Genomic DNA, 16,731 nt, shown 5'->3' with positions numbered 1-16,731 from the left:
ATGTTTAATTTCATTCCTGTACTCACGATTACCGAAACCCTGTTTGGCGGGTTGATTTTTGCCATCGCGTTGTATTTTCTGCTACGCGCGGTGAGGTTCTCCAACTTTTGGGCAGCAGTGCTGAGCGGGGCTATTCCGTTCCTGCTTTATATCGTCTATAGCGCCCAGCATTGGGCAGGCGGTGATGTATTGGCGATCCATTTTGCTATTTTTCTCGCCAATGCAGGTTTGCTCGGAGTATTCGGCGGCATGAAGCAAAAAAAGCAGTCCTTGCACTGGGGACCGAAAATCATCATCGGTTTTTTTATCTTCCTGGTGATTTCCAATGCTGTGCTGTTATCAGTGGCTGGACGTGGACTGCCTGATAGGCTGACATCATTCTTTTTACCCAACCCCGATAGCCAGCGCGTGCATACTGCTTTTCCGGGAGTAATGCCTCATGATCGTAACAAGAGTTACCAACCGCATCTGGAACAGATACAACAGCAGCAGGCACTTGGCTGGCAGATCAGGCTACAAGGCGTGGCTGATCTGGAGCCAGGTGTGCTGCAACGCCTGGTGGCACGCATTACCGATGAAAACGATCATGTCGTGTCCCGAGCTGAAGTCACGCTGAATTTCTGGCGCATGGCAAATAGCCGTGATGACAAGACTTACACGTTGCAAGAGCAGATGGCGGGAGAGTATGTGGCGGAAGTGCTCCTGCCGGATTCCGGACGCTGGGTAGCAGAAATCCTCGTGAAACAGGGTGACAAGCGTTACCGCAAGCAGGAATCCCTGTTCATCGGCGATGAGTAATCCGCCGCTTAGTCCGGCAGCTTGCTATCACTGTGGGCTGCCTGTTCCAGGCCATACTGATTTTCATGCTACCGTTCTCGGTCAGCGCAGACGCATGTGCTGCCATGGCTGCCAGGCTGTTGCCGAGTCTATCGTTGAAAATGGTCTGGAAGATTACTATCAGCATCGTTCCGAACTTCCCAATACTGCTGATGAACTGGTGCCGGAAGAATTGCGCCAGTTACAACTCTATGACCACCCGGAAGTACAGAAAAGCTTTGTGCATGATGAAGCAGGCGACCTGCTTGAAGCCGCGCTGATCCTGGAAGGTATCACCTGTGCCGCCTGCGTTTGGCTCAATGAGCGCCATTTGCAGCAACTGGAAGGCGTGGTTTCTGCCTCTGTCAATTATTCCTCCAACCGCGCGCGAGTACGCTGGGACAACAACAAAATCCGCCTGAGCCAGATCCTGGCCGAGATCCGCAAGCTGGGATACCACGCCCACCCTTTCAGCGCCCAGCAGCAAGAAGTCGTGCGCGAGCAGCACCGGCGGCAGGATTTCCGCCGCTTGGCGATTGCAGGGCTGTCAGCGGGACAGGTCATGATGGTGGCCGTGGCATTTTATGCCGGGCCTGAACAAGGGCTGGAACCGGCCACGGCACAACTGCTGCGCTGGTTCAGCCTGGTGATGACTGTTCCCGCTCTGATTTATTCGGCCTGGCCTTTCTATCAGGCAGCATGGCGCAGTATCGTCAATCGCCGGGTTGGTATGGATGTGCCGATCAGCCTCGGGCTGATCACTGGATTTATTGGTAGTGTCTGGGTGACATTTCAGGGAGAGGGCATTGTTTATTACGATACCTTGACCATGCTGATCTTTTTTCTGCTGGCCACACGCTATCTTGAGCGCCAGGCTCGCGAGAAATCCGTGGAGGCCGCGGAAAACCTGCACCGGCTGATTCCTGCCATGGCTACCCGGCTGGATGCGCAGCAACAGCCGCAGATGGTAGCCCTGCATGAGCTGAACGTGGGCGACATCCTGCTGGTGAAGCCGGGTGAAGCTATTTCCGGGGATGGGGTCGTAACCCAGGGCAACAGCCAGGTGGATGAAGCCTTGCTGACTGGTGAAAGTCATCCGGTGGCCAAGCTGCCGGGAGCATATGTCTATGCTGGCAGTGTCAATTACGAAAGCCCGCTACAGATCAAAATTACCGGCTTAGGCGAGCAGACCGTGATTGCAGGCATTGCCCGCCTGCTGGATCGCGCGCAGGCGGAGAAACCACGGCTGGCGAGAGTGGCCGACCGTGTCGCCATGTATTTCACTACTATTTTGCTGATTGCGGTAGTGGTGACAGGAGCGGTCTGGTGGTGGATTGCTCCCGAACGTTGTTTCGAAATCATTCTGGCGGTACTGGTGGTAAGTTGTCCTTGCGCCTTGTCTCTGGCGGCGCCTGCGGCATTTGCAGCAGCTGGATCGCACCTGGTGCAGCGCGGCGTGTTGCTGACGCGTGGACATGCGCTGGAGTCCTTGGCCAAGGTCACGCATGTTGTATTCGACAAAACCGGCACCCTGACCGTGGGGCGGCCGCGTATTACGTCTACTATTCCTTTTCATGGCTATGCGGCAGATCATGTGCTGCGTATTGCTGCCAGCCTGGAGCAGGCGTCGGAACATCCGCTGGCCCGTAGCTTTATCGATATGGTGCCATTGGGTGAACGATTGCCAGTGCTGTCGGCCAGCAATCAGCCCGGCAAGGGGATTGGTGGCGAAATCGATGGACAGCAGTATTTTATTGGCAATGCCGCACTCAATCCGGGAGTGGGCTATCCCACAATGACAGCGATGGAGCCGGGCGCCAGTGTGGTCTGGCTGAGCAATACCCATGAGGTGATAGCCGCGTTTGTACTGGCGGATATCATGCGACCAGGGGTCGGGGAACTGATCGCTAATCTCAGGGCGCGCAGGATAGCTGTCTCCATATTAAGCGGTGACACGGCCTCCAGCGTGCAGCATTTTGCTGAGGTGGCGGGGATTACGGATTGGCAGGCAGGTCTGACACCGGAAGGCAAGCTGGCTGCCTTGCGGGAGATGCAGCAGCGCGGGGAAGTAGTTGCGATGATTGGCGATGGCATTAATGATGCGCCGGTGCTGGCAGGCGCTCAGGTATCGTTTGCCATGGGCAATGGCACGCAAATGGCGCGCGCTTCCGGGGATATCGTCCTGCTGGGGGAAAACCTGCAGGAAATAGACCATGCCCTGACCACCGGGCGCTTCACGGTGAGCGTGGTACGTCAGAATTTCGCCTGGGCGCTGATCTATAACGCTCTGGCGCTGCCTTTTGCCGCTGCAGGGTTGATCGCGCCATGGATGGCGGCTATCGGCATGTCAGTGAGTTCCCTGATCGTTCTGCTGAATGCGCTGCGTCTGCGCTAGCAGGCGTGCTTGCATTCTCTTTTTTATTCTTTGACTGTTCGCGATCAAGACACGTTCCTGTGTGGAACGAAGAATGATTCTTGTTGGCATTTTTCTTTATAAAATCATTAAAAATCAATAAGTTAAATTAAAATTTAACTATCAATTTCCTCTGGGTTTCAGTATCATGCTGATCATTGAATCAAATTCTGAGGAGGCGCTATGAAAGGCGACAAGAAAATCGTCGATATCCTGAATGACTTGCTGGCTGGCGAGCTGACGGCTATCGACCAATACCTGTTGCATGGTGAAATGTATGCGGATTTTGGTTTGGGCAGCCTGGCGCAGAAAACCCTGCATGAATCCGACCATGAGCGACAGCATGCGAAGGCGATCATTCAGCGCATCCTGTTCCTGGAAGGCAAGCCCGATCTGGAGAAGCGCCATGCCTTGACGCCCGGCAAGACCGTGCCTGAAATGCTGAAGTCGGATCTGGCGCTGGAATACAAGGTGGTCAAAGACCTCAAGGCGGCTATGGCCCAATGCGAGAAAGCAGGTGATTATGTCAGCCGCGATATGTTGCTGGTGCAACTGGATGATACGGAAATGGACCATGCTTACTGGATTGAGCAGCAATTGCGCCTGATTGAGATGATTGGCCTGCAAAACTACCTGCAAAGCCAGATGAAGTCTGACGCTGCGGCTTGAAAAGGAGAAGATGATGAAAGGCGACAAGAAGATTATCGACGCCCTGAACAAGGTGTTGAAGAATGAACTGACCTCAATCAACCAGTATTTCCTGCATGCCCGCATGTTTCGCAACTGGGGATTGGAAAAGCTCAACGATTACCAGTACAAGCAATCCATCCGCGTGATGAAAGAGGCGGATGAGTTGATCGAGCGTATCCTGTTCCTGGATGGGCTGCCCAACCTGCAGAACCTGGGCAAGCTGCTGATTGGCGAAAACGTGGTGGAGTGCCTGCAAGGTGATCTCAAGTATGAAAGAGAAATCCACCGCCCGTTGTTGGTTGAAGCTATTGCCCTGTGCGAGGAACTGCAGGATTATGTTAGCCGCGACCTGCTGACAGAATTGCTGGAAAAGAGCGAAGATGCAATTGATTGGCTGGAAACCCAGCAGAGCCTGATTACAGATGTGACCTTGCCTAACTACCTGCAAGCGCATATGGAAACTGCGGACTAATCTTCCGACTCAGCTTGAAATAATCAAAAAGCCCCACATGGAACACCATGTGGGGCTTTTTGATTATGAAGTCTTGACAGCAAATGTTTTAGAAATAATAATAGTTATCGTTTGTTTTGTAACTTAACCATTTAACTTGCTTTCGTCTTGACTCAAGAAAGTGCTGGGTTGCTTGAATGTACGTTTGTGTTTGCAGGGCTGTCACTGATCGCCAGATTCTCCAGGCTGCGCGTGCTGGTGCAAGCAGCCTCAAGGATTTACGGCGTGAGCTGGGGGTTGGCATGGAGTGTGGCCAGTGCGCCAGTTGCGCCCGTCAATGTTTACGCGAAGCGCACCAGGAAAACAACGGCGCCATGCCGATCAGTTTTGCCTGAATTCAAAAAAATCCCCGGTGAGCGGGTTGCCCGACCGGGGTGCCGTTAGTCAATTATTTCTCTTCTCGGTTTATTTTTCTCTTATAGCAGATGGTCCAGTAAGTCAGGGCCGAACACTTCACGATGAATGCGCTCTGCGGGTACGCCAGCCTGCAATAACTGCTCTCTTTGCGACTGCATGAAGCCTTGTGGGCCGCACATGTAGATATCCGCGCCCTGCAATATTTCCGGCCAGAGCAGCTTGATTTCCATCAGACCTTGGTGCGTTTCGCCCAGATTGTGCAGGGCGCCTTCTGTCAGGGCTTCGTAGAAGAACATGGTCTTCAGATTCGGCATACGGCTGATGGCTTCTTGCAGATCCAGGCGGTGGCTTTGCCAGGAAGGGTAACGTGCGGCATGGGCCAGGTATACCGGGCGTTGCGGCGCTAGATCACGCACGGAGTTGAGCATGGAGATGATAGGCGTGATGCCGACACCGCCGGAAAGCAGCACTAGCGGTTTATCGCTGACGATGGGATCAAGGGCGAAATCACCAAAGGCAGGCGTGACCTGCAGGATATCGTCGACATTGATATCGTCATGCAGCCAGTTGGACAGGCGGCCACGAGGCTTTTCGCCGTCTTCAATCTCGCGCTTGACGGAAATGCGCCACCACGGAGCGACAACGGAATCGGAGAGGCTGTATTGCCTGATCTGGCGGTTGCGGCCACCGTTGAATTGCATATCCACACTGATATATTGCCCAGGCAGGAAATCACCCGGCTTGTCACCGTTGGGGTGCTGCAGGTAGAAGGAGGTGATGTACTCGGATTCCTTGACTTTGCGCACTACCTTGAGCGGAGTCAGGGCACCTGGTGTGGTCGGCGTGTTGGAATACAGGTTTTTTTCTTCCTCGATCAACAGATTGGCCAGTTGCCAGTAAGCTTCTCCCCAGGCATTCAGCAATTCTTCGCTGGCAGCATCGCCCAGCACTTCCTTGATGGCGCCCAGCAGGTGTTCACCCACAATCGGATAATGCTCAGGCTTGATCCCTACCGCGGCATGCTTGTGGACGATGCGCTTGACGACCGGACCCAGGGCATCGGCATTGTCGATATTGGCGGCATAGGCGAATACGGCGGAAGCCAGGGATTGCTGTTGCGAGCCATTGGCCTGGTTACCCATGTTGAACAGGTTGGTGAGATGAGGGTGCGTGCCCAGCATGTTGTTGTAGAAGGCTTGGGTAATGGACAGCCCATGTTCGCGTAATACTGGAACGCTGGCATCGATATAAGGACGTGCGGCGGCGGAAAGCATACTGGCTCCTTTGTTGTATATAAAATGAAACAATTAATGCATGAAAAACATCAGAATTTCATGCCGGATGATTAATGCAGCTCTGCTAGGTGATTGCGCTGCAACCGGATGATGACATTGGCAGTAGGGCTGCTGATGACATCCTGCAGGCTGTAGGAATCCATGAATTCATAAAAGCTGTTCAAGCCTTGGTCCAATGCATGGCGTAAACCGCAGAAGCCATGTAATGGACAAGGCGGCTCCTGACAATTGACCAGGGCAGTGCTTCCTTCCAGGACGCGAATCGCATGTCCAAGACGCAGGGAGGCTGGGTCTATACCCAAGCGCAGGCCGCCATTGGGGCCGCGCGTGGTCTGGATCCAGCTAGTCTTGTTGAGGAAGGTCACGACCTTGATCAAGTGATTGCGTGGAATATTGAATTGCGTGGCAATCTCACTGATAGTAATTGGCTTGTTGCGCTCATGTTGCGAGACGTACATCAAAACGCGCAGGCCGAGATCAGTGAATTTAGTGAGTTGCATGTAGGCCAGTATAGTATTGTTTATTTACAGATGCAACAATAGGGGTGGATGGCTATATCTCAACCCAGGCGATACAGTTGCTGTGAACAGGATTTTAATAATTGCTCCGCCTGGCGATAGTCAGGGTAAATGCTGGCGACTACTGCCCAGAATCTTGCTGAATGGTTCATTTCGCGCAAATGCGCCAGTTCATGTGCAATCACGTAATTGATTAGCGCTGGATGTGCTTGAATCAAACGCCAGTTGAGGCGGATTTCCCGCCTGGAGTTGCAGCTTCCCCAGCGTGTCCTGGCATTGGAAAGAAAAAGCGCGGGCATGGCTTCGCCCAGTTTTGCGGCCAGAATTGCCAGGCGCTTGGCAAAATCCGTCCTGGCTTCCTTCTGCAACCAAAGCAGCACTTTGCGGGCAATTTGCGCATGGTCGTCGATATTGCTGGTAGCCAGCCGTAACTCGCTGCCCTCCCGCTTGGGGTTGCTGTTGCGCGCAGCCTGGGTGATTCTCAAGGTCAATGGTTGCCCCAGCAGTTGCAACTCCGCACCATCATGCCATGTAAATACAGGCAGAGCTGTGGCTTGCCTGGATTTGAGTTTGCTGGTGATCCAGGCAGCTTTGCTGCACAGCAGGGTTTCCAGCTCGGCATGGCGCAGGCGGAGTGGCGCGTGCACTACTAAACCATCCGAGGTGATCTTCATTCCTATCGTGCGCCTGGCGCGGCGGATAAGTTGATAGGGAATCTGCTCGCCGCCGGGCAGGGCCAGCATGTGTTGCATTATTTGCGGTCCAGCAGCAGCATTTCTTTTTCTATCCAGGCCTCAACGCGCTGGTTGAGTTCATCCGCTTTGATGCCATTGGTGTCGATAGGCTTGCCTATGCTCAGGGTGATGGTGCCCGGGCGCTTGAGAAAAGAATTCTTGCCCCAGTATTCCCCCGCATTGTGGGCAACAGGCACGACAGGGGTCTTGGTCTGTGCAGCCAGCCATGCGCCACCGATATGGTATTTGCCCGTGGTGCCAGGCGCGACGCGGGTACCTTCAGGGAAAATCACCACGAAAAAGCCTTGCTTCAGGCGTTCCTTGCCCTTGGCGACAAGTTGCTTGAGCGCTTCCCGGCCTGCGGCGCGATTGATGGCGATGGGCGAAGCCATGGCTAACCCCCAGCCAAAGAAGGGAATAAACAGCAATTCGCGTTTCAGTACCCATACCTGGGGTGGAAATATCTGCTGCAAAGCCAATGTTTCCCAGGCGGATTGGTGCTTGCATAAGATGACGCAGGGCTGCGTCGGAATATTTTCACGCCCCAATACGCGGTAACGCAGGCCACAGGTGACTCTCAGCCACCAGAGCATGCTGCGAGCCCAGCCGGTGATCAGGATATAGCGCGTTCTGCGAGGCAGTGGGAAGGTGAACAGGGCAAGCGTGGTGAAAATGGGTGTGAACAACCACATGCCCAGCATATAAAGAAAGGAACGGATATAGATCATGGCTAACCGAGTTCTGTGATGATGCGGTGCGCGGCATCGGCAAGGTCGCTGCACACCCAGGTATTGTCAGGAAGATTGCCCGCAGCCAGGGTTTGTTCGCCCTTGCCGGTGCGTACCAGGATAGTCTGGGTGCCTAGCCTGTCACTGGCTTGCAAGTCCCGCAGGGAGTCGCCTACGCTGGGAACACCCTTGAGGTCCATGCCGAAACGCTTGCTGATTTCCTCTATCATGCCCGGCTTGGGTTTGCGGCAGATACAATTTGCCTCCGCGGCATGCGGGCAATAGAACAGTGCATCAATGCGTCCGCCAACCTGGGCCAGGGCCTTGTGCATCTTGTCGTGAATCGCGTTCAGCGTTGCCATGTCGAACAGGCCGCGCCCGATACCTGACTGGTTGGTCGCCAGCGCAATCCGGTAGCCATTCTGATTGAGCAGAGCGATGGCTTCCAGGCTGCCTACGATAGGCTTCCACTCATCCGGGCTTTTGATGAACTGGGCACTGTCGTGATTGATGACTCCATCACGGTCAAGGATGACGAGCTTCATGGCTGCTCCTGCGCGAGTGTTCAGGATATTATGCCGCGAGCCTGGATAAATCGGCTACCTGGTTCATGGCTTGATGCAGCGTCGCCAGCAAAGCCAGACGATTGGATTTCAGGGCCGGATCATCGGCATTGACCATGACACCGTCGAAAAAAGCATCCACTGGTGCCTTGAGTGCAGCCAGGGCCTTGAGCGAGGCAGTGTAATCGCCGTTGGCAAAAGCCTGCTGCGCCTGGGGCTGCACCTCTGACAATGCCTGGGCCAGCGCTTTTTCTGCCTCTTCCTGCAACAGGGCAGGGTTAATGCTGGTTTCAATCGCGCTTTCGGACTTCTTGAGGATATTACCCACGCGCTTGTTGGCGGCGGCCAGGCTGGGTGCCTCGGGCAGGGCGGCAAATGCACGCACTGCGGCCAGGCGTTGCAGGATGTCGCCTATCAATTGCGGCTTCAATACGAGTACCGCGTCCACTTCCTGCGCGCTGTATCCATTTTCACGCAGGTTGCTGGCGAGGCGATCGAAAATGAATTCTTCCAGCGCTTGTAGGGCGGCTGTTTTGTCGAATGCATGATGGAACACTGACAATGCCTGTTGCAGCAAGGTATCCAGCCCAAGATTGATGCTGCCGTCATTCAGGATGCGCAAGATGCCGATGGCATGGCGGCGCAGCGCGAACGGATCTTTTTCGCCGGTCGGCTTCTCGCCAATGCTGAACATGCCAGTCAGCGTTTCCAGCTTGTCGGCCAGCGCCACGACCAGGCCGACGCGGTTGCGCGGCAGCTCATCGCCAGCGAAGCGCGGGCGGTAGTGGTCCTCGATGGCATAGGCGATGTTGTTGCTCAGTCCCTCGTGCTGCGCATAGTAGCGTCCCATGATGCCTTGTAGTTCGGGAAACTCCCCGACCATGTCGGTGACCAGGTCGGCCTTGGCCAGTTGTGCGGCCTGTGCCGATTGCGCGGCGAGTTTCTCATCCTGCAATGCCGTGGCGATCAGGGTGGCGATGGCGCTGACGCGGGCGATACGCTCACCCTGCGAGCCGAGCTTGTTGTGGTAGACCACTTTCGCCAGCGACGGAATGCGCGATTCCAGGGTTTTCTTGCGATCCTGCTCAAAGAAAAACTTGGCATCCGCGAGGCGCGGGCGCACCACGCGCTCGTTGCCGCCGATCACGGCGCTGGGGTCTGCCGGGCTGATGTTGGAGACGATGAGGAACTGGTTGGTGAGCTTGCCTTGCGCATCCAGCAATGGGAAATATTTCTGGTTGGCCTTCATGGTCAGGATCAGGCATTCCTGCGGCACGGCAAGAAACTCCTGCTCAAATTGCCCGACCAGCACATTAGGGCGCTCGACCAAGGCGGTGACTTCGTCCAGCAAGGCCTCGTCCTCGATCGGGCGCAGCTTGAGTTTGCTGGCGGCAGCTTCCAGTTGGCGCGCAATCTCGTCGCGGCGTTCCTTGAAGCCGGGAATTACCGCGCCGTCTTGCTGCAATTGTTCGGCATAGCTGTCGGCATTGCGCAGCACGATAGGGTTATGCGTGGCCTCGAAGCGATGGCCTTGTGTCTGGTTGCCAGCCACTAAGCCTAAGGTATTGATTGCGATAACCTCGCTGCCATGCAGCGCGACCAGGCCGTGCGCGGGGCGCACAAAGTTGACGTTGCTCCAGCCGTCCTGCAACTGGTAGGTCATGACCTTGGGAATGGGCAGCTTGGCGATGGCTTCATCCAGCGCTTTCTGCAAGCCTTCCGCCAGCGTTGCTCCTGCGACGGTGAGGTCGAGGAACAGCACTTCCGCCTTGCCGTCATGTTCGCGCTTGAGCTGGCCGACTACGCTGGTATCGGCACTGGCATCGACGCCTAGCGCCGCCAGTTTTTTCAGCAAGGCGGGTGTTGCGTTGCCGTCTGCATCCAGGCCTACGCTAACCGGCATGAGCTTCTGCGCGACGGCCTTGTCATCGGCCTTGGCGGCTACATTGGTGATGTGCGCGGCCAGGCGGCGCGGCGAGGCGTAAGAAGTGACGCTGGAGTCTGCGGCGGTGAGGCCTTGCGCCTTCAGCCCGTCGAGCAGGAATTGGGAAAACGCCTGGCCGAGCTTGTTCAATGCCTTGGGCGGCAGTTCTTCGACGAATAATTCTACGAGTAGGTTGCTCATGCTGCTGCTTTCTTTGCCAGTTCTGCCAATACTTCATCCGCCCAAGCCTTGGGTGCCATCGGGAAGCCGAGACGCGCGCGGCTATCGAGATAGCTTGCAGCCACGGCACGCGCCAAGTTTCGGATACGGCCGATATAGGCGGCGCGCTCGGTGACGGAAATCGCGCCGCGCGCGTCGAGCAGGTTGAAGGTATGCGCGGCCTTGAGCACTTGCTCGTAGGCGGGTAGGGCGAGCTTGTGCTCCATGAGTTCCTGCGCCTTTTTTTCATGGGCGTTGAAGGCGGTAAAGAGGAAATCGGCGTCGCTGTGTTCGAAGTTGTAGGTGGATTGCTCCACCTCGTTCTGGTGGAAGACGTCGCCGTACTTGAGGTCAGGCGCGTCGTTGATGCCCTTGGAGTAGACGAGATCGTAGACGTTTTCCACACCTTGCAGATACATCGCCAGGCGTTCCAGGCCATAGGTGATTTCGCCGGTGATCGGGCGGCAGTTGATGCCGCCCACCTGCTGGAAATAGGTGAACTGCGTGACTTCCATGCCGTTGAGCCAGACTTCCCAGCCCAGGCCCCAGGCGCCCAGCGTCGGGTTTTCCCAGTCGTCCTCGACGAAGCGGATATCGTTTTTCTTCAGATCAAAGCCTAGGGCTTCCAGCGAGCCCAGGTAGAGTTCCAGGATATTGTCGGGTGCCGGCTTGAGCACGACCTGGAATTGGTAGTAGTGCTGCAGGCGGTTGGGGTTCTCGCCGTAGCGGCCGTCCTTGGGGCGGCGGCTGGGCTGCACGTAGGCGGCCTTCCAGGGCTCGGGGCCGAGCGCGCGCAGGAAGGTGGCGGTGTGCGAGGTGCCTGCGCCGACCTCCATGTCGTAAGGCTGCAGCAGCGCGCAGCCTTGCTTGTCCCAATATTGCTGCAGGGTCAGAATGATCTGTTGAAAAGTCAGCATGATTATATTGATTCTTCTGAATTGGATGGTTGCCCGGATGCTGCATGGAGCGCCTGGATGCAGCATGCAGCGGGCTTGTGCAAAAGAGCTTGATTTTACTTCTTTTTACGCCACCACAAAAGGCCAAGCGCGCCAAACAGCAGCAACAGCACTGGCCAATTGCCCCAACGCACATAAGGTGTTGAGCCCTGGTAACCTTGGGCTTCGCCTTCGAGGATAGTGGTCTGGAAATGCGGCGCATGGGCCGCCAGGGTACCGTCCGGGCGAATGATGGCAGTGGCGCCTGTATTGGTGGAGCGCAGCATCATGCGGCCGGTTTCCAGCGAACGTGCCTGGGCGATCTGTAAATGCTGGTAGGCGGCAGTGGATTCGCCGTACCAGGCATCGTTGCTGGTATTTACCAGCAGTGTGGCGTCTGGCAGTTGCAGGATGATTTCCTCGCCAAACACGTCCTCGTAGCAGATATTGATGGCGACGGCTTGTCCGGCAATCTGCATTGGGCGTTGCTGGAATCCGCCGCGCGCAAGGTCGGTCAGTGGAATGTTCAGCCAGTTTTCATAAACCCAGCCAAATACTTGTTTCAACGGAATGAATTCGCCGAACGGCACCAGATGGGTTTTGCGGTAACTCTGGCTGGGCGAGGTGCCCAGGCTGATCATGCTGTTGTAGTACCTGGCTGGCTCTGCCTCGGATTGTTCCTCTTCGACTGCGCCGATCAGGATATCGCTACCGTGCTCGCGGGCATGGTCGGCCAATTGTTGCAGGTATTCGGCTGGTATCTGGCTGACAAGGAGCGGAAATGCCGTTTCGGGCAGGATGACGAGCTTGGCCTGGGTGCTCAGGGACATATCCAGGTAGCGTTGCAAGGTTTCACGTAATGTCTGCGTTTCCCATTTCAGGTCCTGGGTGAGGTTGCCTTGCAGCAAGGCAACCGGGATAGGCGCACCTGTCGGCGTGTTCCAAGGGATGAGTTTGAGCATGCCTCCTGTCAGCCACAGAACCGTCAGTAATATCAGGCTGTTGCGGCGAAGGGTGTGCTGATGCCAATGTATGGCAATGGCAGCAAGCAGGCTGGCACTGGTGACGGTGGCCAGCGACACGCCATGGATGCCCAGCACTGGCGCGAAACCTGCAAGCAGGCTGCCGGGGATTTGCGAATAGCCGGACAGCAGCCATGGAAAGCCGGTGAATATCCAGCCGCGCACCCATTCCCCTAGCACCCAAAAGACAGGCACGCTCAGCCAGAGATGGCCGGTTTTGCGGGCAGCCCAGCCTGCGGTGGCGGGGAACAGCGCGAGAAAGGCGCTCAATGCAAAGGTGGCGAGTACAGCCATGGCGGCAGGCATGCCGCCGAATACATGCAGGCTGATATAAATCCAGTAGATGCCTGCGCCGAACAAGCCCAGACCAAAGCTAAATCCCAGCCACCAGGCTTGCGTTGGGCTTGCCGATTTGTGCCATAGGTAAACTAGGATTGCCAACCCGAGGATAGTGAACGGATACCAGTAAAATGGCGCAAAACCAATGACGCTGCCTGCGCCGGCAAGCAGGGCTAGGAAATGGGGCAAGCCGAAACGTGGGAATTTCAAGTGGACCTCAGGGGTATTAAACTGGACGGGGATTTGGACTTTATTGCATTATAGCGGCTGTGATCGGTATCAGGCATGCGTCAGCATGTTGCCATTTTTTAACGGGAGATAATATGTTTAAGGAATTCAAGGCATTTGCCATGCGCGGCAATGTGGTTGATATGGCAGTCGGTATCATTATTGGTGCTGCATTTGGCGCAATTGTGAAATCGTTGGTGGACGATGTGATCATGCCCCCAATCGGCTTGTTGCTGGGCAATGTTGATTTCAGCAACCTGTTTATCGTGCTCAAGGATGGCGCTGAAATTGCTCCTCCTTATGCTTCTGTAGCCGCGGCCCAGGCTGCTGGCGCGGTGACGCTGAATTACGGATTGTTCATCAATGCGGTTGTCAGTTTTACTATCGTGGCGTTTGCTGTTTTCATGTTGATTCGCGCCATCAACAAGCTCAAGTCAGAAGAGCCGGAAGCACCTGCGGTGACTCCAGAGGATATCGTGCTGTTGCGCGAGATTCGCGATTCGCTCAAGAAATAAACTGATCTTTCCAGAGATGAAAAGCGATGCATTGCATCGCTTTTTTTATGCTCTTTTCCCAGCCTGATTTCTATTCTGAACTGCTGTTATGCCTTGTCTTTTCTGCAAAATCACATGCTTTGGCGCTTCATGAAATATTTATTATGGAAGCTAATTAATATTAAAGATTAGGCCTTTGCTGCCGTTGCAGTAAGTAGGTCATTTGATTATAGGGCTGGGTCTTCTTGAGTGGTATGCGTGAGATGTCAGCCAGGTTTTGGCGGTATCCATCGTTCATTTTCACTTTTCATTTCCATAATCAAAAAAAGCAACGCGTTATCAGTATTTCCTGGGTCAGTGACGTGGTTCAGGTCACTATATGGAGTTATTAAGGTATGAAATTCTCGGATTGGAAAATTGGAACGAGATTGGGTGTCGGATTTGCAGTCATTCTGGCATTGCTTGCCCTTATTGTAGGGATAGGGCTGGTGCAGTTGGCTGTGGTTGGCAAGAGCGCCAAGATGATGGCGGCAGAAGAGTTGCCCAAAGAACGTCTCGCGCGTGAGTGGTTGTCGAATGTCAAACAGAACGGGATTCGTACTTATGCAGCCCTGATGGTGCAGGACAATGGCATGTTCGCGATGTACCAGAAACAGATTGCCGAAACTCTCAAGGTAAATGCAGAACTTTCCAGACAGTTGGAAGGAAGTATTTCGCGCCCCGAAGCCCGGGTCAAATTCCTGGAGATAGGCGAAAAATACAAGGCATTTGCCAATAGCCGCGACATCCTGATGGCATTGCGCGAACAAGGAACACTTGATGCGGCTGCAATGGAGCGAAGAATTCAAGCGGAATTCCTGCCCGCGCGTCAGGCTTATTTTGCTGCCATGGATGATTTCGTGGATTTTGAGCGCGAAGTGATTGATGCCGCCGCACTAGATATCCAGAAGGTCAAGGATTCCAGCAGCATATTGTTCCTGGTGCTGGGCGTGATAGCCCTGGTGTCGGGAATATTGAGCGCCTGGCGCTTGTCGCTTAGCATCACCCGCCCGATTGCCGAAGCTGTCAGGCTCGCGGAGACGGTGGCGGATGGCGACCTGACTGCTACCGTGAATGCCGACTCCAGGGACGAGATCGGCCAGTTGTTGCAGGCGCTGAAAACCATGAACGGCAACTTGTCGCGAATCGTGGCGGATGTGCGGCATGGCACGGAGTCGATTGCGACCAGCGCGGGTGAAATCGCTACTGGCAACCTGGACCTTTCCTCGCGCACTGAAGAGCAAGCCAGCTCTCTGGAGGAGACGGCTTCCGCCATGGAGGAGTTGACCTCGACTGTGAAGCAGAATGCTGATAATGCGAAGCAGGCCAGCCAACTTGCTGCCGCTGCTTCTACCGTGGCGGTGCAGGGTGGAGAGGTCGTGAATCAGGTGATTGGTACCATGAGCACGATCAATGCTTCTTCCAAGCGTATTGCTGACATTATCAGCGTCATCGACGGCATTGCTTTCCAGACTAATATCCTGGCGTTGAATGCGGCAGTGGAAGCAGCACGTGCTGGTGAGCAAGGGCGCGGCTTTGCCGTAGTAGCGAGCGAGGTTCGTAACCTGGCGCAACGCTCGGCTAATGCCGCCAAAGAAATCAATAACTTGATTACCGACTCCGTGGCCAATGTGGAAGCAGGCAGCAAGCTGGTGGAGCAGGCCGGTGTCACGATCAATCAGATCATGGAAAGTGTGCGCCATGTAACGGATATTGTCAGTGAAATCAGCGCGGCCAGCATGGAGCAGAGCACTGGCATCGAGCAGATCAACCAGGCGGTGATGCAAATGGATGAAGTAACGCAGCAGAATGCGGCCTTGGTGGAAGAAGCTGCCGCTGCCTCGCAAGCCATGCAGGATCAGTCGGGCAGATTGGCGCAGCTGGTACAAGTATTCAAGATAAATACCTGAGTTAATGCTGGCGTCAGACAGATAAATGTCTGATTAACTCAAAAATAGCCGGGTGATGCCCGGCTATTTGTTTTTCCAAGATGGCCTGCAGGTGGTTGGAGAATCCTGCAGGCCGAAGTGGTCTGCCGAGATGCTTACAGGATATTTTCTTCCTGCGCGGTCGGAACGATCTCTATCAACAGGGAATAGACGCGGCGGCTGTCTGCACGCAGGACAGTGACATTGAGGCCATCGAAGCTGATTTCCTCGCCTCGTTTCGGCATGTGCTGGAATTTGCTTACGACCAGCCCGCCTATCGTAGAAAACTCTTCGTCGCTCAGGTCAGTTCCCAGAATTTCGTTGAAATCGGCAATTTCGGTCAGCGCCTTGACGCGGTAGCGGCCATGCGCGTCCTGGATGATGTTGTCCTCGTTCTCGTCTTCGTCGAATTCGTCCTCAATATCGCCGACGATCTGTTCCAGCACGTCCTCGATGGTGACCATGCCGGCGACGCCGCCATACTCATCGACAACAATCGCGATATGGTTGCGGTTGCTGCGGAACTCCTTGAGCAACACGTTGAGGCGTTTGGATTCGGGGATAAAGACTGCTGGACGCAGTATCTGTTGTACGTCGAAATCCTTGCCGCTATAGAAACGCAATAAGTCCTTGGCCAGCAGGATGCCGATCACGTCATCCTTGTTTTCATCAATGACAGGGAAACGCGAGTGCGCAGCTTCGATGACGAAGGGGATGAATTTCTCGGGCGGGTCGGTGATGTCGATGACATCCATTTGCGAGCGCGGGATCATGATGTCGCGCACCTGCATTTCAGAGACTTGCAATACGCCCTCGATCATGGCGAGGGCATCTGCATCCAGCAGGCTATTTTCGTAGGCGGTGTGCAGTTGTTCGATAAGCTGCTCGCGGTCTTCAGGCTCGCGCAGCAGGAAGTTGGTCAGGCGTTCCAGCCAGTGGGGTTTATCGTTGGAACTACGTTTGTCCGGTTCTGCCATG

Annotated in this window: 16 protein-coding genes; 7 read left to right on the top strand and 9 right to left on the bottom strand. The window is 55.0% G+C overall.

The genetic code is table 11. The features are described from left to right. The 5 genes from V7Z75_RS06290 to V7Z75_RS06270 all read left to right on the top strand — a co-directional run bounded on the left by V7Z75_RS06290 (position 1) and on the right by V7Z75_RS06270 (position 4,765). Positions 1-798, top strand: coding sequence for a FixH family protein (locus V7Z75_RS06290; RefSeq protein WP_334107765.1), 798 nt, complete (start codon positions 1-3; stop codon positions 796-798). Then, a complete protein-coding gene (locus V7Z75_RS06285) occupies positions 791-3,211 on the top strand; it encodes a heavy metal translocating P-type ATPase (protein WP_334107764.1) in 2,421 nt (806 codons plus the stop codon). The genes V7Z75_RS06290 and V7Z75_RS06285 overlap by 8 nt, the downstream gene beginning before the upstream one ends. Positions 3,212-3,412: 201 nt before the next feature. Continuing rightward, entirely contained in the window at positions 3,413-3,898 is a 486-nt protein-coding gene (bfr, locus tag V7Z75_RS06280) for a bacterioferritin (protein ID WP_334107763.1), read from the top strand. 13 nt (positions 3,899-3,911) lie between these two features. Next, on the top strand, positions 3,912-4,391 hold the full coding sequence (gene bfr / locus V7Z75_RS06275) for a bacterioferritin (protein WP_334107790.1): 480 nt from the start codon (positions 3,912-3,914) through the stop codon (positions 4,389-4,391). Between the two features lie 176 nt (positions 4,392-4,567). Then, positions 4,568-4,765: a (2Fe-2S)-binding protein gene (locus V7Z75_RS06270; RefSeq protein ID WP_334107762.1), complete on the top strand. Its 198-nt coding sequence runs from the start codon at positions 4,568-4,570 to the stop codon at positions 4,763-4,765. A gap of 81 nt (positions 4,766-4,846) precedes the next feature. Here the strand turns inward: V7Z75_RS06270 and hmpA are convergent, their stop codons facing one another. From hmpA to lnt, 8 genes are all read right to left on the bottom strand, one after another. Further along, complete coding sequence (gene hmpA, locus V7Z75_RS06265; protein WP_334107761.1) at positions 4,847-6,061, bottom strand: NO-inducible flavohemoprotein; 1,215 nt, start codon at positions 6,059-6,061, stop codon at positions 4,847-4,849. A gap of 71 nt (positions 6,062-6,132) precedes the next feature. Further along, positions 6,133-6,582: an RrF2 family transcriptional regulator gene (locus V7Z75_RS06260; protein ID WP_334107760.1), complete on the bottom strand. Its 450-nt coding sequence runs from the start codon at positions 6,580-6,582 to the stop codon at positions 6,133-6,135. Between the two features lie 59 nt (positions 6,583-6,641). Next, on the bottom strand, positions 6,642-7,352 hold the full coding sequence (locus V7Z75_RS06255; RefSeq protein WP_334107759.1) for a M48 family metallopeptidase: 711 nt from the start codon (positions 7,350-7,352) through the stop codon (positions 6,642-6,644). Continuing rightward, complete coding sequence (locus tag V7Z75_RS06250; protein WP_334107758.1) at positions 7,352-8,062, bottom strand: lysophospholipid acyltransferase family protein; 711 nt, start codon at positions 8,060-8,062, stop codon at positions 7,352-7,354. Before V7Z75_RS06250 ends, V7Z75_RS06255 begins: the two co-directional genes overlap by 1 nt. Before the next feature lie 2 nt (positions 8,063-8,064). Next, entirely contained in the window at positions 8,065-8,607 is a 543-nt protein-coding gene (gmhB, locus tag V7Z75_RS06245) for a D-glycero-beta-D-manno-heptose 1,7-bisphosphate 7-phosphatase (RefSeq protein WP_334107757.1), read from the bottom strand. A 28-nt stretch (positions 8,608-8,635) separates the two neighbouring features. Then, a complete protein-coding gene (glyS, locus tag V7Z75_RS06240) occupies positions 8,636-10,750 on the bottom strand; it encodes a glycine--tRNA ligase subunit beta (protein ID WP_334107756.1) in 2,115 nt (704 codons plus the stop codon). Beyond that, entirely contained in the window at positions 10,747-11,685 is a 939-nt protein-coding gene (glyQ, locus tag V7Z75_RS06235; RefSeq protein ID WP_334107755.1) for a glycine--tRNA ligase subunit alpha, read from the bottom strand. Before glyQ ends, glyS begins: the two co-directional genes overlap by 4 nt. 95 nt (positions 11,686-11,780) lie before the next feature. After that, the gene (lnt, locus tag V7Z75_RS06230) at positions 11,781-13,274 is read right to left on the bottom strand and encodes an apolipoprotein N-acyltransferase (protein WP_334107754.1); all 1,494 of its coding nucleotides are present in this window, start codon (positions 13,272-13,274) and stop codon (positions 11,781-11,783) included. 113 nt (positions 13,275-13,387) lie between these two features. Here lnt and mscL point away from each other — a divergent pair, with 113 nt between their 5' ends. Both mscL and V7Z75_RS06220 read left to right on the top strand, forming a co-directional pair. After that, positions 13,388-13,807, top strand: a complete 420-nt coding sequence (gene mscL / locus V7Z75_RS06225) for a large conductance mechanosensitive channel protein MscL (protein ID WP_334107753.1) — start codon at positions 13,388-13,390, stop codon at positions 13,805-13,807. Positions 13,808-14,181: 374 nt separating this feature from the next. Then, positions 14,182-15,735 carry a methyl-accepting chemotaxis protein gene (locus V7Z75_RS06220; RefSeq protein WP_334107752.1) on the top strand — a complete coding sequence of 518 codons (1,554 nt, stop codon included), beginning with the start codon at positions 14,182-14,184 and terminating at the stop codon, positions 15,733-15,735. Positions 15,736-15,869: 134 nt separating this feature from the next. Here the strand turns inward: V7Z75_RS06220 and V7Z75_RS06215 are convergent, their stop codons facing one another. Continuing rightward, complete coding sequence (locus V7Z75_RS06215; protein WP_334107751.1) at positions 15,870-16,730, bottom strand: HlyC/CorC family transporter; 861 nt, start codon at positions 16,728-16,730, stop codon at positions 15,870-15,872. Between the last annotated feature and the right edge of the window lies 1 nt (position 16,731).

Source organism: Methylobacillus sp. (assembly GCF_036844465.1).
Lineage (GTDB): Bacteria > Pseudomonadota > Gammaproteobacteria > Burkholderiales > Methylophilaceae > Methylobacillus.
This window is presented reverse-complemented; position numbering and strand designations above follow the sequence as displayed.